We start from the raw sequence: 24,457 nt of genomic DNA on the forward strand, positions 1-24,457 counted from the left end.
ATGGTGAATGGACTGGCCCTCATGCCCGAACAGGATGTCTTGCAGGCCGCATGGCTCGTGACGCTGCCCGACCACGAGGCGACGGAGCGCTTCGCCAGGGTTCTGGCCGAGGAGCTGAGGGCGGGCGACCTCGTGACCCTCTCCGGAGGGCTCGGCGCCGGAAAGACCACCCTTGCCCGCGCCCTGGTGCGCACGCTGGCCGGGGATCCCGAGCTCGAGGTCCCGAGCCCCACCTTCACCCTGATGCAGGTCTATGACGGGCCGCATTGCCCAATTGTCCATGCGGATTTCTACCGCCTCTCCGGCGGCTACGAACTGGCGGAGCTGGGCTGGGACGAGATGACGGAAAGCGCCGTCGCCCTGGTGGAATGGCCGGAGCGCGCGGAGGGTGCGCTGAAGCCCGACCACCTCGACATCCGTCTCGACTTCGCCCCCGGCGGCGGAGGCAAGGGTCGGCTTGCGATGCTGACCGGAACCGGGGCCTTCGTCCCCCGGCTCCAGCGCATGAAGGCCTACCGCAACCTGGTGGAGCGCTGCGGCTGGGGCGAGGCCAAGCGTCATGCGATGCCGAGCGATGCCTCCGTGATCCGCTCCTACGAACGGCTCGTGAAGCCGGACGGCTCGACCGCGCTCCTGATGGTCTCGCCGCCGCGCCCGGTCGGGCCGGCCGTGCGGCGCGGCAAGCCCTACACCACCATCGCCAAGCTCGCCGAGACCGTCCATGCCTTCGTCGCCATGGACAAGGGCCTGCGCGCTCTCGGCTTCAGCGCGCCCTACATCTACGGCGAGGATCTGGAGGCGGGCCTCCTCCTCATCGAGGATCTCGGCTCCGAGCCCTTCACCGATGAGAACGGCCCGATCCCGGACCGCTATGCGGAGGCCACCCGGCTTCTGGCCCAGCTCCACGGCCAGACCCTGCCGCAGGTGCTGCCCGTCGCCGAGGGCATCGACCACGCCATCCCGCCCTATGACCTCGAGGCCCTCCTGATCGAGGTGGAGCTGCTCCTCGACTGGTACGTGCCCCACATCATCGGCACGCAGCTTTCGGGCTCGGCCCGGGCCGAGTTCGTCAACCTGTGGACCGAGACCCTCGGCGAGGTTCTCTCCGCCCCGGTCTCCTGGACCCTGCGCGACTATCACTCGCCCAACCTCATCTGGCTGCCCGAGCGCGAAGGGCTGCAGCGCGTCGGGCTCATCGATTTCCAGGATGCGGTGCTGGGCTCGCCGGCCTACGACGTCGCCTCCCTGCTGCAGGATGCGCGCGTGACCGTGCCGCCGGAGCTGGAGCTGAAGCTCATCGGCCTCTATGCCCGCGATCGCAAGGCCGCCGACCCGGCCTTCGACGTCTCCGCCTTCGCCCGCGCCTATGCCATCATGGCAGGCCAGCGCGCCACGAAGATCCTCGGCATCTTCGCCCGCCTCGACCGGCGGGACGGCAAGCCGCACTACCTCAAGCACCTGCCGCGGATCGAAGCCTATCTCGTCCGCAACCTCGCCCATCCGGCCTTGGGGAAGCTCAAGGGCTGGTATGAAACCTACCTGCCCCGGCTCATCCCGCCCGTGGACGAAGCCCCTCCCGAATCCTGAGTCAGATCCTTGTCCCAGACCTCTCCGCGCGCGCCCCGCAAAGCCATCGTTCTCGCTGCAGGACTGGGCAAGCGCATGCTGCCGATCACGGCCACCATGCCGAAGCCGCTCGTGAAGGTGGGAGGCCGCAGCCTCATCGACTTCGCCCTCGACAAGCTGCACGAGGCCGGCATCGAGACGGTGGTGGTGAACGTGCACCACTTCGCCGACATGCTCGAGGCGCACTTGAGGACCCGCGAGACGCCGCGCATCGTCATCTCCGACGAACGCGCGGAGCTTCTCGAAACGGGCGGCGGCGTGAGGAAGGCGCTGCCGCTTCTGGGCGACGAGCCCTTCATCACCTTCAATTCCGATTCGCTCTGGATCGAGGGCAGCGAGCCCAATCTCAAGCGCCTGGTTCGGGCCTGGGACCCGGAACGGATGGACATCCTGATGCTGGTGGCCCCGTTATCCACAAGCATCGGATTCGAGGGCCGCGGCGATTTCCACCGGCATGAGGACGGCCGCCTGCGCCGGCGCGGAAGCGACGACAGCGCTCCTTTCGCCTATGCGGGCGTAGCCATCGTGAAGCCGGAGCTCGTCCAGGGCACGCCTGACGGAGCCTTCTCCGCCAACGCCTTCTACGACCGCGCCATCGCCAGGGACCGCCTCTACGGCTTGTGCATGGAGGGCCAGTGGCTGCATGTTGGAGAGCCGCAGGCGATCGCCGAGGCCGAGAGATGCCTCGCCGCCAGCAAGCAGTGAGAGTGTGAGGTGGCGAGCAGCATGACCCGGAAAAGTGGGAACCGGTTTTCCGATCAGGTCATGCATATTTCAAAGACTTCGCCGCGCGTGTTTTCCATTCCTCCGGGTTGCGCCTTCCTGCCGACCCTGGTGGACGCGCTGTTCGACGGCCGCCTCGTGGGCCCGCTGCCGGATGACCCCGCGGCGCTTGCCGACACCACGATCTACGTTCCCAACCGCCGCGCCACCCGCGCCCTGATCGCGCTCCTCGCCGAGCGCGGCGACGGCCGGGCGCAGCTCCTGCCGCGCATTGTGCCTCTGGGAGAAACCGACGAGGCCGAGTTCGAGCTGACGGGGCTCGAAGGCACGCCGCTTCAGGAGGCCGCGAGCCTCAAGCCCCCGATCCCGCCCCTGGAGCGCCGGCTCATCCTCACCCGGCTCGTGCAGCGCTGGTCGGCGGAAGTGGACCGCGCGCTCCTGCAGCTCGGACCGGAGGTGCCCTTCATGGTGCCCGCCTCGCCGGCGGACGCGGTGAATCTCGCGGGCGATCTCGAAACCCTGATGGATGCCTTCACCACGGAGGGCATCGACTGGCACGCCCTCGAGCTGGCGGTGGATTCCGACTACTCGACCTATTTCGAGATCACCCGCCACTTCGTGCAGATCGCGAGCGAGAACTGGCCGAAGATCCTCGCCGAGCGGCAGGCGAGCGACCCGGCGCAGCGGCGCAACGCCCTGCTCGAAGCGGAGGCGCGGCGGCTTGCCCGCGAGCGGCCGGAGCATCCGATCATCGTCGCAGGATCGACGGGCTCCGTGCCCGCCACCGCGAACCTCATGGGCGTGATCGCGCGTCTGCCGAGGGGCGCCATCGTGCTGCCCGGCCTCGACACGGATCTCGACGAGGAGAGCTGGCTTACCATCGGCGGCCACGGCGACGACGAGAGCGATCCGGTGCACAGCCACCCGCAGGCCTCGCTGCGGCGCCTCCTCGACCGGCACCTGCGCATCCCGCGCTCCGCCGTCACCGTGCTGGGCGATCTGCCGGAGGCGGCAAGAGCCCGCAATCGCCTTCTCTCCGAGGCCCTTCGCCCGGCGGACACCACCGATTGCTGGGCGCTGATCGCGCCGGAGGACCGCGCCGGCTTGAGCCGGGAGGGCTGCCAGGGCCTCGCCATCGTCGAGGCCATGGATGAGCGCGAGGAGGCCCTCGCCATCGCGATCGCGCTGCGCGAGACCATCGCTCGACCGGGAAGGACCGCAGCCCTCGTGACCCCCGATCGCGCGCTCGCTGCGCGCGTCACCGCGGAACTCGCCCGCTGGGGCCTTTCGATCGAGGATTCCGCCGGCATCCCGCTCTCCGACACCCCCGCCGGGCGCCTCGCAAGGCTCGCGGCGGAGGCTGCCGCCGACGACCTGCGGCCCGCGCGCCTGCTCGCGCTGCTCGCGCACCCGCTCGTGCGCCTCGGCCTTGCGCGGGAAACCGTCGAGCATGCGGCGAGCGTGCTCGAGATCGGCGTGCTGCGCGGGCCTGCACCCGCGCTCGGCATCGAGGGCATCCGCGCGGCGCTGGCGTGCCGCCGGGCCGAGAACAACATGCGCGCGCCGCGCCCGCTCCGGCGCCTGACCGAAGCCGATTGGGACCTCGCGGACGATCTGCTCCGGCGTCTCGGCACCGTCTTCGAGACCTTCACGCCCGCCGTTCACGGCGAGGACAAGCTCGATCTCATGGCTCTGGTGGAGCACCACCGCCGGGCCGTCGAGGGGCTCTGGGCCGGTCCCGACGATGAGCAGGAGCAGGACGGCGAAGCCTCCAGGGAAGCGCTCGCCGCGCTCTTCGACGATCTGGAGCACTCGGACATCCGCGAAGAGGAAGGGCATCCCCTTGCGGGACGCTTCGTCGATTATCCCACCTTCTTCACCGCGCTCGCCAAGCAACGCTCCTTGAGCCCCTCGCCGCGCTCGACCCATCGGCGCCTGAAGATCCTCGGCCTGCTGGAGGCGCGCCTTCTCTCCGTCGACCGCGTGGTGCTCGGCGGGCTGGACGAGGGCACCTGGCCGCCGCGCACGGTGACGGATGCCTTCCTCAACCGGCCGATGCGCGCGCGCGTCGGCCTGATGCCGCCGGAGCGGCGCATCGGCCAGACGGCGCACGATTTCGTGCAGGCGCTCGGCACCCCCGACGTGGTGATCACGCGCGCGCAAAAGCGGGACGGCTCGCCCATGGTGCCCTCGCGCTTCCTGCAGCGGCTCAAGGCCTTCACCGGCGAGGAGGTGTGGAAGCGGATGACGAAGGCCGGCGACATCTACCGCCGCCTTGCGCGCACCCTCGACACGCCGGAGCCTGCGCCGCCGCTGCCGCGCCCGCGGCCGCAGCCCGATCCATCCCTCTTCCCGCGTAGCTTGAGCGTCACGGAGATCGAGACGCTGGTGCGCGATCCCTACTCGATCTTCGCGCGCCACATCCTCAAGCTCGACGCGCTCGACGCAATCGCGGTCACGCCGAGCGCGGCGGAGCGCGGCACGATCATTCACAACGTGCTCGGCACGTTTGCAGAGCGGTATCCGAAGGCTCTTCCGGCTCACGCGCAGGAAATCCTGCTCGCGCTCGGCACCGAAGCCTTCGCGGACATCGCCGAAGCCTACCCTGAGCTTTATGCGGAATGGTGGCCGCGCTTCACGCGGCTCGCCACCGAATTCGTGGTGTGGGAGCAGGCGCGGCGCCCCGGTCTGGTCGAGGTCCATGCGGAGCGCTACGGCCGGCTCGCGATCCCCCTGCCGGACGGCACGGTCTTCACCTTGCGCGCCCGCGCCGACCGTATCGAGCAGCGCCGCGACGGCGGCTTCGCCATCATCGACTTCAAGACGGGCCAGCCGCCTGGCGTGAAAGAGGTCTATGCCGGCTTCTCGCCGCAGCTGACGCTGGAGGCCGTGATGCTGATGAAGGGCGCGTTCGAGGGCTTGGCCGCGGCGAAGGAGACGCCGGACCTGATCTACGTGCACACCACCGGCGGGCGCACGCCGATCGATCCGCGCGAGATCAAGCCCGGACGGGGAGAGGAGCGCTCCGTTGCGGAGATCGTCGAGGAGCATCGCCGTCGCTTCGAGGGCCTGATCGCGCGCTTTGCCAAGGGCGAGGCGGCTTACGTGTCGCGTCCCTTCCCGAAATATGCACGCCGCTTCTCGGAATACGACCATCTGGCCCGCGTGAAGGAATGGTCGCTGGCGAGCGCGGGCGGCGGCGAGGGCTTCGAATGAGCACCGATCTCGTCATTCCGGACTACACGAGGCAGGCGCAGCGCCGCGCCGCGAATCCTCGTGCTTCCGCCTGGGTGTCGGCCAATGCGGGCGCCGGCAAGACCAAGGTGCTCACCGACCGCGTCGTGCGCCTGCTGCTGAGCGGTTCGCCGCCGGGGCGGATTCTATGCCTGACCTTCACCAAGGCCGCCGCCGCCAACATGGCGATCCGCGTCTTCGAGCGCCTGGGCCGCTGGGTGACGATGGACGAGGAAAGCCTCGTCGCGGAGCTGACGGAGCTGGAGGGCGAGAAGCCGACGCGCAAGCAGGTGAAGCTCGCGCGCACGCTCTTCGCCCGCGCGGTGGAGACGCCGGGCGGGCTCAAGATCGACACCATCCATGCGTTCTGCGAGCGCCTCCTGCACCTCGTGCCCTTCGAGGCCAACGTGCCCGCGCGTTTCGCCGTGCTCGACGAGAGCCAGACGGAGGAGATGCTGGCGCAGGCCACCGCGAACGTCATGGCGGATGCGGCGAGCGGCGATTTTCCGGAACTCGCCGAAGCGCTCGACGTCATCAGCGTCGACGCGGTGGGCGATGCGCTCAGCGCAGCGATCAATGCAGCCTTGAAATGCAAAGCGTTCCTGCACGATCCCACCGGCCCGGCACGTCTGCGCCGGGAGCTTGGATTAGGGCCGCACGAGACGCTCGAGACCATCGAGCGCACGATGCTGGAAGGCGGCCTCAAGCCGGAGGAGTGGCCTGCCATCGCGCAGGAGTTGCTGCAGGGCAAGGCCACCGATCAGGAGCGTGCGGCATCCTTCATCGCCGCGGCCGAAGCCCAGGATCCGGATGAGAAGCTCAAACATTATCTGGCTGTCTTCCTGAAGGAATCGGATGGGACTCCGCGCGCGGAATCGCGCCTCGTCACCAAATCCGTCGATCCTGCCTTGAAGCAGCGTCTTCTCGACGAGCAGAGCCGGATCTGGAGTCTCATCGACAGGCGCAAGGCCGCCCGCGCCGCCGAGCGCACGACGGCGCTGTTCGCCCTCGCGGCCGAGATCCACACCCGCGTCGAGCAGGCGAAGATGCGCCTCGGCGCGCTCGACTTCCAGGACCTCATCGACAAGACGCTCGCGCTGCTCTCCCGCGGCGACACCGCCTGGGTGCTCTACAAGCTCGACCGCGGCATCGACCACGTGCTGATCGACGAGGCGCAGGACACGAACCCGGAACAATGGGAGATCCTGCGCCGGATCACGGAGGATTTCACGTCGGGCGCGGGATCCGCGGACCATCGCGTGCGCACGCTCTTTGCCGTGGGCGATCCCAAGCAGTCGATCTACGGCTTCCAAGGCGCCGCGCCGCACGAGTTCGAGAAAACCCGGCGCGACTGGTCGAGGAAGGTGCGCGAGGCGAAGCTCGCCTTCGAGGACGTATCGCTCACCATGTCGTTCCGCTCCGCCAAGGCCGTGCTCTCGGCGGTGGACGCCACCTTCGCCGTCGACCGGCACTTCAAGGGCCTCTCCTTCGAGGACAAGGCGGTGGGCACCGTGCACGAGAGCGCACGCCCCCATGCGCCGGGCCGGGTGGAATTATGGCCGGTGGAAACGCCCGCCGAAGAAGAGGAGCCGGAGGCCTGGGTGCTGCCGCTGGACGAGCCCGAGCGGCAATCCCCTCCTGTCGTGGTGGCGCGGCGCATCGCGCAGGCCGTGAAATGCTGGACCACCCGGGGCGACGAGACCGGCCGCGTGTGGAAGGCCGGCGACGTTCTCGTGCTGGTGCGCAAGCGCGGTGCGGCCTTTGAGGCGGTGATCCGCGCGCTGAAGGAGGCGGGCGTGCCGGTGGCGGGCGCGGACCGGCTCAATATCGGCGAGCACATTGCCGTGCTCGATCTCGTGGCGGCGGGCCGCGCGGCGCTGCTGCCGGACGACGACCTGACGCTCGCCACCGCATTGAAGTCCCCGCTCGTCGGCCTCACCGACGACGATCTCATCCGCATCGCGGCCGGCCGCGCCGACGAGGAATCGCTTCATGCGGCACTGACGCGTCATGCGGAGGCCGGCGACGCGAAGGCGAGACGCGGATGCGAGGCGCTCGCCGCCTGGCGCGAGCTCGCGCGCATCCACGGACCCTTCGGCTTCTTCGCCACCCTGCTTGGCCCCCGCGGCGGGCGCTCGCTGCTGGTGGCGCGGCTGGGGAGCGAGGCGGGCGACGCCATCGACGCCTTCCTGTGCTTCGCGCACCAGTCGGAGATGACGGAGACGCCGTCTCTCAGCTATTTCCTCACCCGCTTCGAATCCGCCTCCCACACCATCAAGCGCGACCTCGATTCCGTGAACGACGAGGTGCGCGTGATGACCGTGCACGGAGCCAAGGGCCTGGAGGCGCCCGTGGTCGTGCTCATCGACGGCTGCGAGGTGCTGGGCAAGGATCCGCCGCTGCTGCAGCTGCAAGCGCAGTCGGGCGATGCGATCCCGGTCTGGGCTCCGGGCAAGAACTCCGATTCCAACATCATGGCGCAGGCCCGCGAGCTTCTGCACGCCAAGGGCCGCGAGGAGCACAACCGCCTGCTCTACGTGGCCATGACCCGCGCCAAGGACCGGCTGGTGATCGCGCCCTATCTCACGGGCAAGAAGGAATCGCCCCAGGAGGCCTGGTGCGAGATGATCCGCCACGGCCTCGTCGAGAAGGCCGGCGGCCTGGAGCTGGACGAGGCTCCCTATGGGCAGATCGCAGTCTGGCGCGAAGGCTCGCCGCTCGCGCGCACGCTCGCTGCCGAATCGGACGTGGCCCCCCTCGATCCCATCGCCGTGCCGGACTGGCTGACGACGGCGGCCCCGCCGGAGCCGGAGCCCCTGCCTCCGATTCGACCCTCCAGCGCGCTCGGCGCCGCCGACCGTATGACGCGCCCCGGCGACGGCCCCTATGCGCCCGAGGCACGCTTACGCGGCACCCTGGTCCACGCCCTGCTGGAGCGCCTGCCGGCACTGGCCCCGGAGCACCGGGAGAGCATGGCGCGGGCTTACGTGAAGGCCCGCGCCCCGCGTCTTGCGGGCGATCTGCGGGAATCGATCCTGGCCAATGCCTTGGGCGTCCTCGACCATCCGGACCTGAAACCCCTGTTCGGCAAGCATTCGCGGGCCGAGGCGCCGATTGCCGGGCGCGTGCGCACGGCCGAGGGCGAGATCATGGTCTCGGGTCAGATCGACCGTCTGGCGGTGCTCGACACCGAGGTGCTGGTGGCGGATTTCAAGACCACCGCCCGCCCGCCTCGCCCGGGCCAGCCGCCTCCCCGCTCCTACGTGGCGCAGCTCGCCCTCTACCGGACCCTGCTCGCCGAGATCTATCCGGGAAGGAGGATCCGCACCTTCCTGGTCTGGACAGCGGGGCCGGTGATCCACGAGCTCATGGAACCGGAGCTGGAATCGGCACTTACCCTCATCAAAGCGGCGTGAGGACGGGCGCCCTTGCTTGATTCCCCTCCCGCCGGTTCTTACCTTGGCCCTATCGTCGAGCGGCTCGCGACCCGAGTCGCGCTCAAAGTCAAAGGTGATGTGATGGCGACCGTGAAGGTAACCGACGCGAGCTTCGCGCAGGACGTCCTGCAATCCTCCGAGCCCGTCGTGGTCGATTTCTGGGCCGAATGGTGCGGCCCCTGCCGCATGATCGGCCCGGCTCTGGAGGAGATTTCCGATGAGATGGCCGGCAAGGTGAAGATCGCCAAGCTCAACGTGGACGAGAACCCGCAGATCTCCTCCCAGCTCGGCATCCGCTCGATTCCGGCGCTCATGATGTTCAAGGGCGGCAAGGTCGTCGCCCAGAAGGTCGGCGCCGCCCCCAAGGGCGAGCTCTCCCGCTGGATCCAGGCTTCGGCTTAAGTCCGTCCAGGTTTCGAAGAAATGCAAAGGGGCCGAAGGGCCCCTTTTCTTTTGAGCATCGTCATCCCGGACGGAGCGCAGCGGAGATCCGGGATGACCACCATTGAAGCGTTACTCCGGCAGCGTTCCGTTCGCCGCCAGCACCTCGCCGGCCAGATAGAGCGAGCCGCAGATCAGCACGCGGGGCGGGCGGTCCCAGACGTAGTTGTGGAGCGAGGCGAGGGCCGTTTCGACGCTGGGCGCCGTCGAGGTGGTGAGCCCGACGCTGGCCGCGATGGAAGCGACCTCCTCCGCCGGGCGCGCGGCGATCTGGCCCGAGATCGGCACGGCGATCACCTCGCGGGCCAGCCCCGAGAAATTCTTGAAGAAGGCCTGGGAATCCTTGGTGCCGAGCATGCCGGCGATCAGCACGAGGGGCGCATCCGCCCGCTCGCTCTGGTCCGCCATGGCGGCGGCGAGCACCCGGCCGCCATCGGGATTGTGACCGCCGTCGAGCCAGATCTCGCAGCCGGCCGGCGCGACCTCCGGCAGGCGCCCGCGGTTGAGGCGCTGCAGGCGGCCCGGCCATTCGGCGCGGGTGAGCCCCGCCTCGAAGGCCGACGTCTCGAACCCTTCGAAGCCGGCGGCGCGAAGCGCCGCAATGGCCGTGCCGGCATTGGTGAACTGGTGGCGGCCGATGAGTTTCGGGCGCGGCAGGTCCAACAGGCCCCGCTCGTCCTGGTAGACGAGGCGCCCGCCCTCCTCGTGCACGGAGAAATCCTGCTGGCCGACGACGATGGGAGATGCGCCGAGACGCTCCGCCTCCTCGCGCAGGGTCCGGTCGGCCTCCAGATAGTCCTGGGGCGCAATGACGGCCGGGCAGCCGCGCTTGAAGATCCCCGCCTTTTCCCTGGCGATCGCCTCAAGGGTCGTGCCGAGATATTCCGCGTGGTCGTGGCCGATGGAGGTGACCACGGCCGCGGCGGGCCTGTCGATCACGTTGGTGGCGTCGCAGCGTCCGCCCAGGCCCACCTCGAGCAGCAGCACGTCGGCGGGCTCCTCGGCGAAGATCAGCAGGGCGGCGGCGGTGGTGATCTCGAACACCGTGATGGGCTCGCCCGCATTCACCGCCTCGCAGCGCCGGAAAGCCTCCACCAGCCGGTCCTCGGTCACGTAGTGCCCGCCGCCGAAGCGCCCGAGCCGGATGCGCTCGTGGAAGCGCACGAGGTGGGGCGAGGTATAGACGTGGACGGCGAGCCCCGCGCTCTCCAGGATCGCCCGCATGAAGGCGATGGTCGAGCCCTTGCCGTTGGTGCCGGCCACATGGATCGTGGGCGGCAGGCGCCGCTCCGGGTGGCCGAGCCGGGCGAGCAGACGCTGGATGCGCCCGAGCGACAGGTCGATGGTCTTGGGATGCAGGGCGAGAAAGCGCGCGATCAGCGCATCGGAGGAATCCATCGCCCTGCTCCAGGCATGATCCGAAAAAGTGGGAACCGGCTTTTCGGCAAGATCATGCGACGACAAAAATCGTTATTCGGCGGCCGCAGCCGTGATCCCGGCCGGGGCGGCGGCACCGCTCGATGCCGGCGCCTTGGTGAAGAGGCGCGACAGGCGGGCGATGGTCGCCTTCAGGTCGTGGCGGTGCACGACCGCGTCCACCATGCCGTGCTCCTTCAGGTACTCGGAGCGCTGGAAGCCGTCGGGCAGCTTCTCGCGGATGGTCTGCTCGATCACCCGCGGGCCGGCAAAGCCGATGAGCGCGCCGGGCTCGGCGAGATGCACGTCGCCGAGCATCGCGTAGGAAGCCGTCACGCCGCCCGTGGTCGGGTTCGTGAGCACGACGATGTAGGGAAGCTTCGCCTCGCGCAGGCGGCGCACCGCCACCGTGGTGCGGGGCATCTGCATGAGGGAGAGGATGCCCTCCTGCATGCGCGCGCCGCCGGAGCCGGCGAAGAGCACGTAAGGAGTCCTCTTTTCGAGGGCCGTCTCGGCGCCCTTGATGAAGGCCTCGCCCGCCGCCATGCCGAGCGAGCCGCCCATGAAGCCGAAATCCTGCACGGCGATCGTCATCGGCAGGTCCTCGACCCGGCCGAAGCCCACCTTGAACGCGTCCTGCTGACCGGTCTTGGCGCGGGCGTCCTTCAGGCGGTCGATGTAGCGCTTCTCGTCACGGAACTTCAGCGGATCGACGGCCACCTCGGGCAGCGCCACGTCGAGCCAGGTTCCGTTGTCGAACATGAGCTGCAGGCGCTGGGTGGCGGAGATGCGCATGTGGTGGTTGGAGCCGGGGATCACCCACTGGTTCGCCTCCACGTCCTTGTGGAACACCACCTGCCCCGTCTCCGGGCACTTGATCCAGAGATTGTCCGGCGTCTCGCGCTTGAAGAGCGTCTTGATCTTCGGACGGACGACTTCGGAAATCCAGTTCATCGGTTTACCTTCCTGTCAGGAGCATCCCGGAAGCCCTCGTCCCGAGGAGGCCGTCAGGCCGTCTCGAAGGATCAGGGCGTCTCCCGTGCTCTCTCGACCCTCCTCCGAGAGGCCTGCTGCGCAGGCTCCCCGGGACAAGGGCTCATGGTCTATGTATTAGGCCGCCGCGCGTTTTGCCACCGAGCGCACGCCCTCGCTCAATTCCTTCACCAGCTTCGTGACCGCCTCGACGGTGCCTGCCGTTGCGCGATCCTCCGCATCGAGGGTTCCTTTGAGCGCATCGATGAGGGCCGAGCCCACCACGACGCCGTCGGCGCCCTGCGCCACCGCAGCCGCATGCGCCCCGCTCTTCACGCCGAAGCCCACCACGACGGGAAGGGGCGTATGGCGCTTGATCCGCTCCACGGCGGTGGCGACCTTGCCGAAATCCGGGGTCGCCGCACCGGTGATGCCGGTGATCGAGACGTAATAGACGAAGCCCGCCGTGTTCTCGAGCACCGCCGGCAGGCGCTTGTCGTCGGTGGTCGGGGTGGCAAGCCGGATGAAGGCCAGGCCGGCCTTCAGCGCCGGCAGGCAGAGCTCGTCGTCCTCTTCCGGCGGCAGGTCGACCACGATCAGGCCGTCGACGCCGGCTTCCCTGGCATCCGCGAGGAAGCGGTCGACGCCGTAGACGTAGATCGGATTGAAATAACCCATGAGGATCACGGGCGTCTCGGCGTCCTCGGCCCGGAAGCGGCGGATGAGATCGAGGGTCTTGACCGTATCCTGCCCCCCCTTCAGCGCCCGCAGGCCCGCCGCCTGGATCGCCGGGCCGTCGGCCATCGGGTCGGTGAAGGGCAGCCCGAACTCGACGATGTCGGCCCCGGCCTTCGGCAGGCTTTTGAGGATTTCCAGCGAAGTCTCGGGATCCGGGTCGCCCGCCATGATGTAGGTGACGAGGGCGGCACGGCCTTCGGCGCGGCATTTTTGGAAGCGGGCTTCGATGCGTTGGGTCATGGGCTGCGTCTTTAGCATGTGCCTAGGGAGTTCGGAACCTGCCAGCCGGCAGTCTGATCCCCTCCCCCTTGTGGGGAGGGTCGGGGTGGGGGTGTGAGCGATAGCCTACCAAGGTCTGGCGCCAACACCCCCCTCCTCCAACTCCTCCCCACAAGGGGGAGGAGGGCTTGGGTTGCGCCTAGCCTCAAACGATCTGGCTGCCCAAATGCTCCGCGATCTGGAACAGGTCCTTGTCGCCGCGGCCTGAGATGTTGACCACCATCAGGTGATCCTTGGGCTTCTTGGGCGCGATCTCGATCACCTTGGCGAGCGCATGGCTGGGCTCGAGCGCAGGCAGGATGCCCTCGAGCCGCGAGCAGAGCTGGAAGGCGTCGAGCGCTTCCTGGTCGGTGGCGGAGATGTAGGTCACCCGGCCCATCTCGTGCAGCCAGGCATGTTCCGGCCCGATGCCGGGATAGTCGAGGCCGGCGGAGATCGAATGGGCGTCGGCGATCTGCCCGTCCCGGTTCATGAGCAGGTAGGTGCGGTTGCCGTGGAGCACGCCGGGGCGGCCGCCCGTGAGGGAGGCGGCGTGGAGGCTGTGCAGCCCGTGGCCCGCCGCCTCGACGCCGTAGATCTCCACGCTCTTGTCGTCGAGGAAGGGGTGGAACAGGCCGATGGCGTTGGAGCCGCCGCCGATGCAGGCGACGAGCGAGTCCGGCAGGCGGCCCTCCGCCTCCAGCATCTGCTCGCGGGTCTCGTTGCCGATGACGCACTGGAAGTCGCGCACCATGGCCGGATAGGGGTGCGGGCCCGCCACGGTGCCGATGCAGTAGAAGGTGTCGGCGACATTCGTGACCCAGTCGCGCAGGGCCTCGTTCATGGCATCCTTGAGGGTCCGGGTGCCGGACTGCACCGGCACCACCTTGGCGCCGAGCATGTTCATGCGGAACACGTTGGGCTTCTGCCGCTCCACGTCGACCGCGCCCATGTAGACGATGCATTCCAGCCCGAAGCGGGCGCAGAGCGTGGCCGTGGCGACCCCGTGCTGGCCCGCGCCGGTTTCGGCGATGATGCGCTTCTTGCCCATGCGGCGGGCCAGCAGGATCTGGCCCAGCACGTTGTTCACCTTGTGCGCGCCGGTATGGTTCAGCTCTTCGCGCTTGAAGTAGATTTTCGCGCCCCCGAGATGCTCGGTCATGCGCTCGGCGAAGTAGAGGGGGCTCGGACGGCCGATGTAATGCGTGGAGAAATAGGCCATCTCCGCATGGAAGGCCGGATCGTTCCTCGCCTCCTCGTAGGCCTTTTCCAGCTCCAGGATGTTCGGCATCAGGGTCTCGGCGACGAAGCGGCCGCCGAAGGGGCCGAAATGTCCGCGCTCGTCGGGACCGGTGCGGAAGGAATTGGGTTGGGCTTGAGCTGACACGGCCTGTCCTGCCTTCAGGATGCGCGGCACGCCCTGGAAGGAACCGTGCCGCCTTGACTCTAGTGACGGGCAGCAGCGAATGCTGTCCGGGCGGCCCTGATGAAGGCCTCGATCCGCGCCGGATCCTTGAGGCCCGGCCCGCTTTCCACCCCGGACGAGACGTCGACCGCCTTCGGCTTCGTGAGCCGGATGGCCTCCGCCACGTTGTCGGGGTTGAGGCCCCCTGACAGCATGAAGGAAAGCTTGCGGTCAAGCCCGTCGAGAAGACGCCAGTCGAAGGAGATCCCGTTGCCGCCGGGAAGCGCCTGGCCCGTGCGGGGCGGCTTGGCATCGAGCAGGATATGGTCGACGCCGTCGGCATAGGGGGTCAGCGCCTGGAGATCCGAGGGCTCGGCGATGCCGACCGCCTTCATCACCGGCCGCTTGACCATGGAGCGGATCTCGGCCACCCGCTGCGGGCTCTCGCTCCCATGCAGCTGGATCAGGTCCGGATTGATCGCCTCCACGGCCTGGGCGATGGCCTCGTCCGTCGGATCCACCAGGAGGACGACGCGCCGGGCGCGCCCCCTGGCCTGCAGGGAGAGCTTGTGGCCGAGATCCAGGCTCACGTGGCGGGGGCTCTTGGGATAGCGCACGAAGCCGACGAAATCCGCGCCGGCGCCGAGGGCGGCCTCAAGGGTTTCGGGCGTCGAGAGCCCGCAGATCTTCACCAGGATATCCATGAGAGGTAGTCTACACCGCTTTTTGCAGCGAGCGCCACACCAGCATCGCCGCAGCCAGATCCTCCAGCGCCGTGCCCACCGACTTGAAGGCCGTGATGGCGGAGGGGATGCGGTGGGGCGGAGTGCGGCACAGGTCCGCGAGGGTGCCGCGCACATGGCACTCTGCGATGGCGCCCCTTTGCAGGGCCACCGCCACGTCCCCGCCCTCGGTCCTGGCCGCCGGCGTGTCGATATAGACCTGCGCCCGGCGCAGGGCCTCGTCATCGGCCTCGCGCATCTTCAGGTTGAAGGCCCCCACCAGGTCGAGATGGGACCCCTCCTTCAGCCAAGCGCCCTTGACGATGGGAGCGGTCGAAAGCGTGGCGCAGGAGACGAGATCGGCGGCGCGCACGGCCGCCTCCAGATCCGTCACGCTCGTGACGGGCAGGCCCTCCGCCTGCAGCTCGGCGGCCAGGGCCTCGGCCTTCTCGGGGCGATGGTTCCAGAGCGCCACCTCGCGAATCGGCCGCTGGCTCATGTGAGCACGGATGAGGAAAGGCGCCAGCGCGCCGGCTCCCACCATCACCATGCGGCTTGCATCCGCGCGGGCGAGGGCGCGCGCCGCCAGCGCCGAGGCGGCGGCCGTGCGCCAGACCGTGAGGCGCGTGCCGTCGAGCACCGCCATGGGCGCGCCGGTGGCTCCGTCCATGAGCAGGTAGGAGCCCATGACGCTGGGCAGGCTCCTCGCCCCGTTCTCCGGAAAGACCGTGACCACCTTCACGCCGAGGAAGCCGTCCCGCATCGCGGGTCCGGTCCAGGACGGCATGAGCAGGAGCGTGCCGTCGGCGCCCGGCCTCTCGATCTCATGGTGGTGGCGGACAGGCGTGACCATATCCCCGCAAAAGGCCTCGGCGAGCGCCTCGATCAGGGCGGGAAAGGCGAGAACCCGGTCGATCTCGGCGGAGGTCACGACGCGCATGGGAGGGTCCCTGGCTGGAGAGGCATCGGGCGGGCCGGAAGGCACCGGCCGGCACGTCCGGTTAGAGGCCGCGGGCCTGGGCGGAGGACACGGTCGCCGGCAGGGTGGTCGAGGAGGCGGTCTGCGCCTTGAGGCGCTCGGTCTCGTAGCGCAGCTGCCGGGTCTCGCGCTTCAGCTCCCGGCGCGTCCGGCGGTTCTTGCCCTGGGCAAGCCAGGTCGCGGTGCCGCCGATCACCACGCCCAGCATCACCGCCGCGAAGATCACGGCGAAGAGGGGGGCTTGGGTGGCGATTTCCGGCGTTCCTTCGGAGAACGGGTCGAGGGACAGGGTCACCGGAGCCCGGTTCGCCACCGCGAGCAGAACGACCAGGATGGCCACCGGCAGGAGAATCAGCGCCTTCAGGAAGCGAATCACGAACACCTCGCAAGCGTTACTGGACAAGCGTTACTGGTTGGCTGCCGCCTTCAGCACCTTGGGGGCCGGCGCGTTGAGCCGCTGGCGCATTTCCTTGCCGGTCTTGAAGACGGGAACGACTTTTTCGGAGATGGAAACGGCTTCGCCCGTGCGCGGGTTGCGGCCGGTGCGGGCATCCCGCTTCTTCACCGAGAACGCGCCGAATCCGCGCAGCTCCACCCGGTCGCCGCGCGCCAGGGCGTCGGCGATGGTGTCGAGGATCGCATTCACGATCTTCTCCACGTCGCGCTGATAGAGATGCGGGTTCTGCTCAGCGATCTTGAGCACCAGTTCGGACTTGATCATGGATGAGCTATATCTTTGACGTTGCTTTATTTTTCCAAAGGTTGCCAGACAGCCAGGAGGCCGTCAAGCTGTGCGATCTCGGCCTGGGCCGAGGTTCTGCGCAGCGCCTCGGCCGCCCTCTCGAAGCCGAAGAGGTCCGCCACGGCGGCGCTCATGGCGAAGACCGACAGATCCCGGTCGGAGCTCGGCTTCCAGTCGCGAACCGGCAGATCCCTGGGAACGCCCTTCTCCCGCTCGAGCCAGGCCACCGCATCGCGCTCGCTGCCGATCCGGTCCACGAGCTTGAGCGGCACGGCCTGGCGGCCGCTGAACACCTGACCCGTGGAGGCGGCGGCGAGCTCGCCCTCGTTGAGGCGCCGGCGCTCGCGCACCAGGTTCTTGAACCAGTCGTAGGTGTCGTTGACCACCGCCTGCATGGCCGCGCGGGCCTCGGGCGAGGTCGGGGTGAAGGGGTTCGGCTCGGCCTTCAGCGGCGCGGACTTCACCGCCTCCACCTTCACGCCGATCTGGCCCATGAGGCCGGTGAGGTCCGGATACTGGAAGAGCACGCCGATGGAGCCCACGATGGAGGTCTCGCGGGCCACGATGTAGTCGGAGGCCAGCGCCGTGATGTAGCCGCCGGAGGCCGCCGTGCCGTCCACGAAGGTGACGACGGGCTTCTTCTCGGCGAGGCGACGGATGTTGCGGAAGAGCTCCTCCGAGCCCGTCGTGGTGCCGCCGGGGCTGTTGATGGAGATCACCACGCCCGAAACCGCGCTCGAATCGCCCACCCGGCGCATGAGGTCGGCGAGGCGCTGGTTGCCGGTGATCACCCCGTCGATGGAGATGCGCGCGATCTGGTTCTGGATCGTGCCGTAGCCCGCCCGGTCGGCGGCGGCATAGCCGATGGCGGCCACGGCGGCGATCAACCCTGAGAATCCCGCCACCCGCCAGAAGGACAGCTTGCGGCGCAGGCGGCGGCGGTCGGCAATGGCTTCGGCATCGATGGACATCGGTTCGTCTCTCGAAATCGTCTCGGCTTGGTTCGCACCGGGTGCGAGGGGGAGCACCCTAGAGTATCGGGCCCAAAAGTGGAAACCACTTTTGGGATTCACCCGATGCTCAATTCCTTAGATAGCGCATCGCTTTATGCGGAAAACCGGGTCGACTTTTCGCTGACGCGGACCTCCGGTTCCGCACGATGCGCTGCGAAGCCAGATAGGGCGGCAAGAGAGACGGCCAACAAAAAACCCGCGCGGGCGACAGGCGATCTTCCCTCCTCCGTGCGGGGAGGGATGGAGGGTGGGGGTCGGAGGGTCGGAGCGCTGCGCTCGGTGGATATCGGCGAGGCCCTTCCCTCCACGTCATCACCGGCCTCGCGCCGGCGATCCCGATCCGAGAAGAGCCGCACCTCACAGCATCGGGATGGCCGGGACAGGCCCGGCCATGACGCAAACGTCTCACCCGGTCGCACCACCCCCACCCCTAACCCCTCCCCGCAAGGGGGAGGGAAAAGAGGTCAGCTGCCTCCGAACGCTCAAACAAAAATCCCCGGGCTTTCGGCCCGGGGATCCCATCCAAGCTCTTGCGAGCCCGATTACTTCTTGTCGGTGCGGGCCTTCAGGGCCGCGCCGAGGATGTCGCCGAGCGACGCGCCGGAATCGGTCGAGCCGTACTGGGCCATGGCCTCCTTCTCCTCAGCGACCTCGAGGGCCTTGATGGAGACGGTGACGCGGCGGGCCTTGCGGTCGAACTGCGTGACGCGGGCATCGAACTTCTCGCCGGCGGCGAAGCGCTCGGGGCGCTGGTCGGCGCGGTCGCGAGCAAGCTCGGAGCGCTTGATGAAGGTGGTGAGGTCGGTGTCGACGATCTTCACCTCCAGGCCGGAATCCTTCACCTCGAGAACCTCGCAGGTGACGATCTGGCCCTTCTTGAGCTCTCCGGCCTCGGCGAAGGGATCGCCCGCCAGCTGCTTGATGCCGAGCGAGATGCGCTCCTTCTCCACGTCCACGTCGAGAACCTGAGCGCGCACGACGTCGCCCTTCTTGAACTCGTCGATGACCTGCTCGCCCGGACGGTTCCAGTCGAGATCGGAGAGGTGAACCATGCCGTCCACGTCGTTCTCGAGGCCGATGAAGAGACCGAACTCGGTCTTGTTCTTCACCTCGCCCTCGACGACCGAGCCGACCGGGTGCTTCTCGGCGAAGGCCTCCCACGGGTTCTGGAGCGTCTGCTTCAGGCCGAGCGAGATGCGGCGCTTCACCTGATCGACCTCGAGGATCACGACCTCGACCTCCTGGGAGGTGGAGATGATCTTGCCGGGGTGGACGTTCTTCTTCGTCCAGGACATCTCGGAGACGTGGATCAGGCCTTCGATGCCGGGCTCGAGCTCGACGAACGCACCGTAATCGGTGATGTTCGTGACGCGGCCCTTCAGCTTGGCGTTCACCGGGTAGCGGGCGGCGATGCCCTCCCACGGATCGGCGAGCAGCTGCTTGATGCCCAGCGAGATGCGGTGCGTCTCGTGGTTGATCTTGATGATCTTCACCTTCACCGTCTGGCCGATGGTGACGACCTCGGACGGATGGTTGACGCGGCGCCATGCCATGTCGGTGACGTGCAGCAGGCCGTCGATGCCGCCGAGGTCGACGAACGCACCGTACTCGGTGATGTTCTTGACCACGCCGTCGATGACCTGACCCTCTTCGAGGTTCGCCACGAGCTCGGAACGCTGCTCGGCGCGGCTCTCCTCGAGGACCGTGCGGCGCGACACGACGATGTTGCCGCGGCGGCGGTCCATCTTGAGGATCTGGAACGGCTGGGACACGCCCATGAGCGGGGTGACGTCGCGCACCGGGCGGATGTCGACCTGGGAGCGCGGCAGGAACGCCACGGCGCCGTCGAGGTCGACGGTGTAGCCGCCCTTCACCTGGTTGAAGATGGTGCCGTTGACGCGCTCGCCGGCCTCGAAGGCCTTCTCGAGCTTCACCCACGACTCTTCGCGGCGGGCCTTGTCACGGGAGATGACGGCCTCGCCCAGCGCATTCTCGATGCGCTCGACATAGACCTCGACCTCGTCACCGACATTGACCGTCTGGTCGCGGTTCGGGCCGGCAAATTCTTTCAGAGCGACGCGACCTTCAGTCTTGGCGCCGATATCGATGACCGCGACGTCCTTCTCGATCGCGACCACCTTGCCCTTCACGACCGAGCCTTCGCTGATCTCGGAGGTGCGGAAGGATTCTTCGAGCAGGGCCGCGAAATCTTCACGGCTCGGCTGTTGCAAAGCTGCAGACATAGGTTCTCCTGAATGGCCCTCGTTCATAGGGGCAACGCCGGCGGCTCGTGTTAACGGGCCGTTTCCAGCCGCCGCCGCCTTCAGACGCCCCTCCAGGGCCATGTCCAAGGCGTGCTGCTCCACGGAGCAGGCCGGCGTATCGTCGGCGGATGGAAACGCTTGTATCGTCAAGACCTTAGCGGAACGCCTGTAGGGCGCGTCAACCGCACCCTCGAACACAGCACACCGTCAATGTCTGTCGGATGAGCGTTCCTTTATCCCAAATGGCCTTGGATCACAAGGCTTTCAAGCCGTTGCCGCATCGGGGACGCCCTGCTCGGGCCGGGCCGCCCATTCCAGCGCCCGCTCCAGCCGGTCGTTGCCCCAGAACATCTCCCCGTCCGGCGCGATGAAGGTCGGGGCGCCGAAGATGCCGCGGGCCATGGCCTCCTCGGTCCGGGCCTTGAGGGCGGCCTTGTTGGCCTCCTCCCCCGCACGGAGCAGGATCGCCTCGGCGTCGAGGCCGAGATCGGCCAGGACCGTCCGGATCGTGGCCGGATCCGAGATCGGGCGCCCCTCGCCGAACTCGGCCCGGTAGACCGCCTTGGTGAAGGTGGGACCCCAGGGATGATCCGCCCCCAGGAGCGCGACGCGGGCGGCGAGCAGGCCGTTCTGCGGGAAGGGGTCGGGCTGCCGGCAGGGCAGCCCCAGGCGCGCGGCCTCGCGCTGCATGTCCCGCCACATGTAGCGCCCTTTGGCCGGGTAGAGGTTGAAGGGAGAGGTGGTCCAGCCCTGGGCGGCGAAGATGGGCCCCAGCAGGAAGGGCCGCCAGCGGATCTCCACCCCCGCCGCCTCGGCCAGCGCCTCGATCCGCATGGCGGAGAGGTAGGAATAGGTGGAGGCGAACTCGTACCAGAACTCGAGACTGGGGCGGGCCATGGCGATCTCCGGCCGGAGGAGCGGCCATTCTTGCCAAAATTCGCCCCGCTGTCACCTGAACGGGCCTGCCCCCATTGCGCGGCCAAGGCTTCCGTTTTAAGTCGCTGGCATCCTTATCATCGGAACCCTTGCTATGGCTGAGAAGCGCGTGAACAAGGTCGTGCTCGCCTATTCCGGCGGCCTCGACACCTCCATCATCCTCAAGTGGCTGCAGACCACCTATGGCTGCGAGGTGGTGACCTTCACCGCCGATCTCGGCCAGGGCGAGGAGCTGGAGCCCGCCCGCAAGAAGGCCGAGCTTCTCGGCATCAAGCCCGAAAACATCTTCATCGAGGATCTGCGCGACGAGTTCGTGCGCGACTACGTGTTCCCCATGTTCCGGGCGAACGCCCAGTACGAGGGCCTGTATCTGCTCGGCACCTCCATCGCCCGGCCGCTGATCGCCAAGAAGCAGATCGAGATCGCCGAGAAGGTGGGCGCGGACGCGGTGGCGCACGGCGCCACCGGCAAGGGCAACGACCAGGTGCGCTTCGAGCTCGGCTACTACGCCCTGAAGCCCGACGTTACCGTGATCGCCCCCTGGCGCGAATGGGATTTGCGCTCCCGCGAGCAGCTCATCGCCTTCGCCGAGGCCCACCAGATCCCCATCGCCAAGGACAAGCGCGGCGAGGCCCCCTTCTCCGTCGACGCCAACCTCCTGCACGCGTCTTCAGAGGGCAAGGTGCTGGAGGACCCGGCCATGGAGGTTCCGGACTACGTCTATTCGCGCACCAACGATCCCGAGACCGCGCCCGACACGCCGACCGTCATCAGGATCGAGTTCGAGAAGGGCGACCCGGTCGCCATCGACGGGAAGCGGATGGGCCCGGCGGACCTCCTCGCCAAGCTCAACGAGCTCGGCCGCATCAACGGCATCGGCCGTCTCGACCTCGTGGAAAACCGCTTCGTCGGCATGAAGAGCCGCGGCATGTACGAGACGCCCGGGGGCACGATCCTGCATCTGGCCCACCGCGGCATCGAGTCGATCACCCTCGATCGCGGCGCGGCGCATCTGAAGGACGAGCTCATGCCGAAATACGCCGAGCTCATCTACAACGGCTTCTGGTTCTCGCCGGAGCGCGAGATGCTGCAGGCGATGATCGACAAGAGCCAGGAATTCGTCACCGGCGAGGTGACGCTCAAGCTCTACAAGGGCGGCGTCCACCTCATCGGCCGCCAGAGCCCCTACACCCTCTACGACCAGGACCTCGTGACCTTCGAGGAAGGCGCCGTGGCCTACGACCACCGCGACGCCGCCGGCTTCATCAAGCTTAACGCCCTGCGCTTGCGCACCCTGGCCCAGCGGAAGAAGAAGCTGGGGCTGTAAGAGGCACCGGATCGTTTCGACCAGCAATGGCCATCCTCTCGACCGAGAGGATGGCCATTGCATTTCTTCCATGGCGCGCCGGACATAATGTCACATCAGAACCTGGAAAGCTCTGGAAACTCAACGTTGCGGCATAGCCCAGGACCGATACTGACGCGACGCATAGTCCGCTGACATAAATTCCCAATTTACAGACGTTTTATGAGTATCTTAGAACCTTCGCTCCGTCGGCAGATTGGGGGCAGAAGGGTACTATGGCGCGCATTGAGGTTACGGCTGCAAATTTTCCAGGCAAAGCTTTGCAGGGCTCAGGAGCGGATACCCTCGTGCTCGTAGGCGGCGGCACGTTCGACTTCGCCTATGTGACGCTGAACGGATTTTCTGAGATCGTTGTCGAGGCGGAAGCTGCCAGATACACGACGGTGAAGATTGCGGGCGATCAACTCGATGGCATCACGTCGCTCAGCAGCGCGTATGAATACACAAACGTCTATTTGAGCGGCAGTACCATTGATCTGAGAGGCAAGACCTTCAGCAAGATCAGCGGCATTCACATCGATCAGGACAACGCCACCGTTACCATCGACAACCTCGCTCTCGGCCTGAGGCTCAACGCGTTTGAGCGCCAAGGAGAGACGATCGTGCTCGACGGACCCATTGCAACGCCAACAGCCCGAGATGAGCTTCATCGCCATGGGTTCGACACCATTGTACAAGGCACGACCGTTTGGACGGACTTATCGCCAACCCTCTCCAATCTCAACGGCGCGCGTCTTTATGTAAAGGAAAGTGAGAGCGTCCGTTTAGATCCCGAGGGCGACGCCTTCGTATCGGACGACAAGAACTCGATAGCTTTTCTCGACATCAGTTTGTCGAACAAAGGCTACTACTTCACAATGAATCATTTTGAAATCGGAAGTGATTTCCTGATCGCTTCTGACTACTTCAGCCAATCCTTGTATTACAAGGGTTCTGCCATCGCTAGCATCAGATCAATCGGGCACCAGGGGACGACGGCGCGAATTTCGTTTAACGCCTCCTCGACGCCGGAGATCGTGTCTGAGTTCCTACAGAATCTCGCTTACACTCCGGGCAACTTCATTCACTATAGAAATGTCGATGTTGCAATCACAGCCTTCGATCAAGGAGGGCGCAGGTCGGGAACGGCGCTCTTCAACGTGACCGCCGAGGTGAATTGGGCGCCGACCGAGCCAACACTGACCGGGACTTCTATTGTCGAGAATGCGGTCGGTGGAACCGTCGTCGGAACTCTCAAGGCAACTGATGCCAACAATGATCCCGTGAGCTATCAGCTCCTGGACGACGCTGGAGGGCGCTTCATCGTTCAAGGCGACAAGATCGTCGCCTCCGGCAACGTTCCGTTGGATCACGAAGTCGCAACCGAGCATTTCATCACCGTCGTTGCATCTGACGGCAAGGTGAGCGGCCAATCGGAAACCTTTAAAATCGCCATTCTCAATGTCAGGGACGAGCCGAACGTTGCTCCTTCGCAACCATCCCTTACCGGCGCTTCAATTGCAGAGAATGCGAGCTCCGGTGCCGTTGTCGGCATCCTCAAGGCCACCGACGCCAATGGAGACTTGGTGACCTACAAGCTGACCAGTGACGCAGAAGGGCGCTTCAGCGTCGTAGGGAATCAGGTTGTGGTTTCTGGAACGACCCCACTCGATTTCGAGAAGGCCTCAACGCACACGATTAGCATCGTTGCCAGCGATGGGGATATGAACAGCCTGCCTGCTACTTTCGCCATTTCTGTTACCGATGTCATGGAGAAGCTCCCTGGCACGAAAGGCAAGGACATACTTGCCGGTACAGTGGGCCAGGATCTGATGAACGGCTATCTGGGTAACGACACTCTGACCGGTGGCGGCGGCAAGGATGTTTTCGCGTTCACCACCAAGCTCGGCAAGAGCAACATCGATAGGCTCACGGATTTTCTGCCCAAGCAGGACAAGATCCATCTTGATAATGCAATCTTCAAGAAGCTGCCCAAGGTCGGTGCCCTGAAGAAGGAAGTATTCTACCAAGGCAGCGCGGCTCATGATAAGGATGACAAGATCATCTATAACCAGAAAACGGGTGCTCTCTATTACGACCTGGATGGGACCGGAGCTTCGAAAGCTGTGCATTTCGCGACGCTCTCGAACAAAGCCAATCTTAAATACTCGGACTTCTTGGTGATCTAAGGGGGTGGTGCGCAGAC

General features: G+C 66.9%; 18 protein-coding genes. 7 read left to right on the forward strand and 11 right to left on the reverse strand.

The features are described 5' to 3' along the window. From tsaE to trxA, 5 genes are all read left to right on the forward strand, one after another. On the forward strand, window positions 1-1,587 hold the full coding sequence (gene tsaE / locus GR303_RS04510; RefSeq protein ID WP_161721198.1) for a tRNA (adenosine(37)-N6)-threonylcarbamoyltransferase complex ATPase subunit type 1 TsaE: 1,587 nt from the start codon (window positions 1-3) through the stop codon (window positions 1,585-1,587). A gap of 9 nt (window positions 1,588-1,596) precedes the next feature. Further along, window positions 1,597-2,331: a nucleotidyltransferase family protein gene (locus GR303_RS04515; RefSeq protein WP_161721197.1), complete on the forward strand. Its 735-nt coding sequence runs from the start codon at window positions 1,597-1,599 to the stop codon at window positions 2,329-2,331. Between the two features lie 60 nt (window positions 2,332-2,391). Next, on the forward strand, window positions 2,392-5,565 hold the full coding sequence (addB, locus tag GR303_RS04520; RefSeq protein ID WP_246205242.1) for a double-strand break repair protein AddB: 3,174 nt from the start codon (window positions 2,392-2,394) through the stop codon (window positions 5,563-5,565). Continuing rightward, window positions 5,562-8,999, forward strand: coding sequence for a double-strand break repair helicase AddA (gene addA / locus GR303_RS04525; protein WP_161721195.1), 3,438 nt, complete (start codon window positions 5,562-5,564; stop codon window positions 8,997-8,999). Before addB ends, addA begins: the two co-directional genes overlap by 4 nt. A 102-nt stretch (window positions 9,000-9,101) precedes the next feature. Continuing rightward, the gene (trxA, locus tag GR303_RS04530; protein ID WP_161721194.1) at window positions 9,102-9,422 is read left to right on the forward strand and encodes a thioredoxin; all 321 of its coding nucleotides are present in this window, start codon (window positions 9,102-9,104) and stop codon (window positions 9,420-9,422) included. A 111-nt stretch (window positions 9,423-9,533) separates the two neighbouring features. Here the strand turns inward: trxA and GR303_RS04535 are convergent, their stop codons facing one another. The 11 genes from GR303_RS04535 to GR303_RS04585 form a co-directional block, all read right to left on the reverse strand. Then, window positions 9,534-10,859 carry a bifunctional folylpolyglutamate synthase/dihydrofolate synthase gene (locus GR303_RS04535; RefSeq protein WP_161721193.1) on the reverse strand — a complete coding sequence of 442 codons (1,326 nt, stop codon included), beginning with the start codon at window positions 10,857-10,859 and terminating at the stop codon, window positions 9,534-9,536. A 72-nt stretch (window positions 10,860-10,931) separates the two neighbouring features. Continuing rightward, entirely contained in the window at window positions 10,932-11,831 is a 900-nt protein-coding gene (gene accD, locus GR303_RS04540) for an acetyl-CoA carboxylase, carboxyltransferase subunit beta (protein ID WP_161721192.1), read from the reverse strand. Window positions 11,832-11,987: 156 nt separating this feature from the next. Beyond that, window positions 11,988-12,827, reverse strand: coding sequence for a tryptophan synthase subunit alpha (trpA, locus tag GR303_RS04545; RefSeq protein ID WP_161721191.1), 840 nt, complete (start codon window positions 12,825-12,827; stop codon window positions 11,988-11,990). 184 nt (window positions 12,828-13,011) lie between these two features. After that, window positions 13,012-14,232 carry a tryptophan synthase subunit beta gene (gene trpB, locus GR303_RS04550; protein ID WP_161721190.1) on the reverse strand — a complete coding sequence of 407 codons (1,221 nt, stop codon included), beginning with the start codon at window positions 14,230-14,232 and terminating at the stop codon, window positions 13,012-13,014. Between the two features lie 59 nt (window positions 14,233-14,291). Then, the gene (locus tag GR303_RS04555; RefSeq protein WP_161721189.1) at window positions 14,292-14,954 is read right to left on the reverse strand and encodes a phosphoribosylanthranilate isomerase; all 663 of its coding nucleotides are present in this window, start codon (window positions 14,952-14,954) and stop codon (window positions 14,292-14,294) included. Window positions 14,955-14,964: 10 nt separating this feature from the next. Continuing rightward, window positions 14,965-15,912, reverse strand: a complete 948-nt coding sequence (gene lhpI / locus GR303_RS04560) for a bifunctional Delta(1)-pyrroline-2-carboxylate/Delta(1)-piperideine-2-carboxylate reductase (RefSeq protein WP_161721188.1) — start codon at window positions 15,910-15,912, stop codon at window positions 14,965-14,967. 61 nt (window positions 15,913-15,973) lie between these two features. Then, window positions 15,974-16,327 carry a lipopolysaccharide assembly protein LapA domain-containing protein gene (locus tag GR303_RS04565; RefSeq protein ID WP_161721187.1) on the reverse strand — a complete coding sequence of 118 codons (354 nt, stop codon included), beginning with the start codon at window positions 16,325-16,327 and terminating at the stop codon, window positions 15,974-15,976. Window positions 16,328-16,357: 30 nt separating this feature from the next. After that, entirely contained in the window at window positions 16,358-16,672 is a 315-nt protein-coding gene (ihfB, locus tag GR303_RS04570) for an integration host factor subunit beta (protein WP_161721186.1), read from the reverse strand. Window positions 16,673-16,698: 26 nt separating this feature from the next. Further along, entirely contained in the window at window positions 16,699-17,664 is a 966-nt protein-coding gene (gene sppA, locus GR303_RS04575) for a signal peptide peptidase SppA (protein ID WP_161721185.1), read from the reverse strand. Window positions 17,665-18,248: 584 nt separating this feature from the next. Next, window positions 18,249-19,949 (reverse strand): 30S ribosomal protein S1, encoded by a 1,701-nt coding sequence (gene rpsA / locus GR303_RS04580; RefSeq protein WP_161721184.1) that lies wholly within the window; start codon window positions 19,947-19,949, stop codon window positions 18,249-18,251. 285 nt (window positions 19,950-20,234) lie between these two features. After that, window positions 20,235-20,867: a 2-hydroxychromene-2-carboxylate isomerase gene (locus tag GR303_RS04585; RefSeq protein WP_161721183.1), complete on the reverse strand. Its 633-nt coding sequence runs from the start codon at window positions 20,865-20,867 to the stop codon at window positions 20,235-20,237. A 133-nt stretch (window positions 20,868-21,000) separates the two neighbouring features. On the opposite strand from GR303_RS04585, the gene GR303_RS04590 reads away from it, so the two are divergent. Continuing rightward, window positions 21,001-22,233, forward strand: coding sequence for an argininosuccinate synthase (locus tag GR303_RS04590; protein ID WP_161721182.1), 1,233 nt, complete (start codon window positions 21,001-21,003; stop codon window positions 22,231-22,233). A 254-nt stretch (window positions 22,234-22,487) separates the two neighbouring features. Next, complete coding sequence (locus GR303_RS04595; RefSeq protein ID WP_161721181.1) at window positions 22,488-24,440, forward strand: cadherin domain-containing protein; 1,953 nt, start codon at window positions 22,488-22,490, stop codon at window positions 24,438-24,440. Window positions 24,441-24,457: the final 17 nt, after the last annotated feature.

It is taken from the genome of Microvirga arsenatis (assembly GCF_009910705.1).
GTDB lineage: Bacteria > Pseudomonadota > Alphaproteobacteria > Rhizobiales > Beijerinckiaceae > Microvirga > Microvirga arsenatis.

Excerpts from the sequence above, each read along its gene's own strand:
- tsaE (WP_161721198.1), top strand. The coding sequence starts at position 1 with ATGGTGAATGGACTGGCCCTCATGCCCGAACAGGATGTCTTGCAGGCC.
- addB (WP_246205242.1), top strand. The coding sequence starts at position 2,392 with ATGCATATTTCAAAGACTTCGCCGCGCGTGTTTTCCATTCCTCCGGGT.
- addA (WP_161721195.1), top strand. The coding sequence starts at position 5,562 with ATGAGCACCGATCTCGTCATTCCGGACTACACGAGGCAGGCGCAGCGC.
- trxA (WP_161721194.1), top strand. The coding sequence starts at position 9,102 with ATGGCGACCGTGAAGGTAACCGACGCGAGCTTCGCGCAGGACGTCCTG.
- GR303_RS04535 (WP_161721193.1), bottom strand. The coding sequence starts at position 10,859 with ATGGATTCCTCCGATGCGCTGATCGCGCGCTTTCTCGCCCTGCATCCC.
- accD (WP_161721192.1), bottom strand. The coding sequence starts at position 11,831 with ATGAACTGGATTTCCGAAGTCGTCCGTCCGAAGATCAAGACGCTCTTC.
- trpA (WP_161721191.1), bottom strand. The coding sequence starts at position 12,827 with ATGACCCAACGCATCGAAGCCCGCTTCCAAAAATGCCGCGCCGAAGGC.
- GR303_RS04555 (WP_161721189.1), bottom strand. The coding sequence starts at position 14,954 with ATGGATATCCTGGTGAAGATCTGCGGGCTCTCGACGCCCGAAACCCTT.
- lhpI (WP_161721188.1), bottom strand. The coding sequence starts at position 15,912 with ATGCGCGTCGTGACCTCCGCCGAGATCGACCGGGTTCTCGCCTTTCCC.
- ihfB (WP_161721186.1), bottom strand. The coding sequence starts at position 16,672 with ATGATCAAGTCCGAACTGGTGCTCAAGATCGCTGAGCAGAACCCGCAT.
- sppA (WP_161721185.1), bottom strand. The coding sequence starts at position 17,664 with ATGTCCATCGATGCCGAAGCCATTGCCGACCGCCGCCGCCTGCGCCGC.
- rpsA (WP_161721184.1), bottom strand. The coding sequence starts at position 19,949 with ATGTCTGCAGCTTTGCAACAGCCGAGCCGTGAAGATTTCGCGGCCCTG.
- GR303_RS04585 (WP_161721183.1), bottom strand. The coding sequence starts at position 20,867 with ATGGCCCGCCCCAGTCTCGAGTTCTGGTACGAGTTCGCCTCCACCTAT.
- GR303_RS04590 (WP_161721182.1), top strand. The coding sequence starts at position 21,001 with ATGGCTGAGAAGCGCGTGAACAAGGTCGTGCTCGCCTATTCCGGCGGC.
- GR303_RS04595 (WP_161721181.1), top strand. The coding sequence starts at position 22,488 with ATGGCGCGCATTGAGGTTACGGCTGCAAATTTTCCAGGCAAAGCTTTG.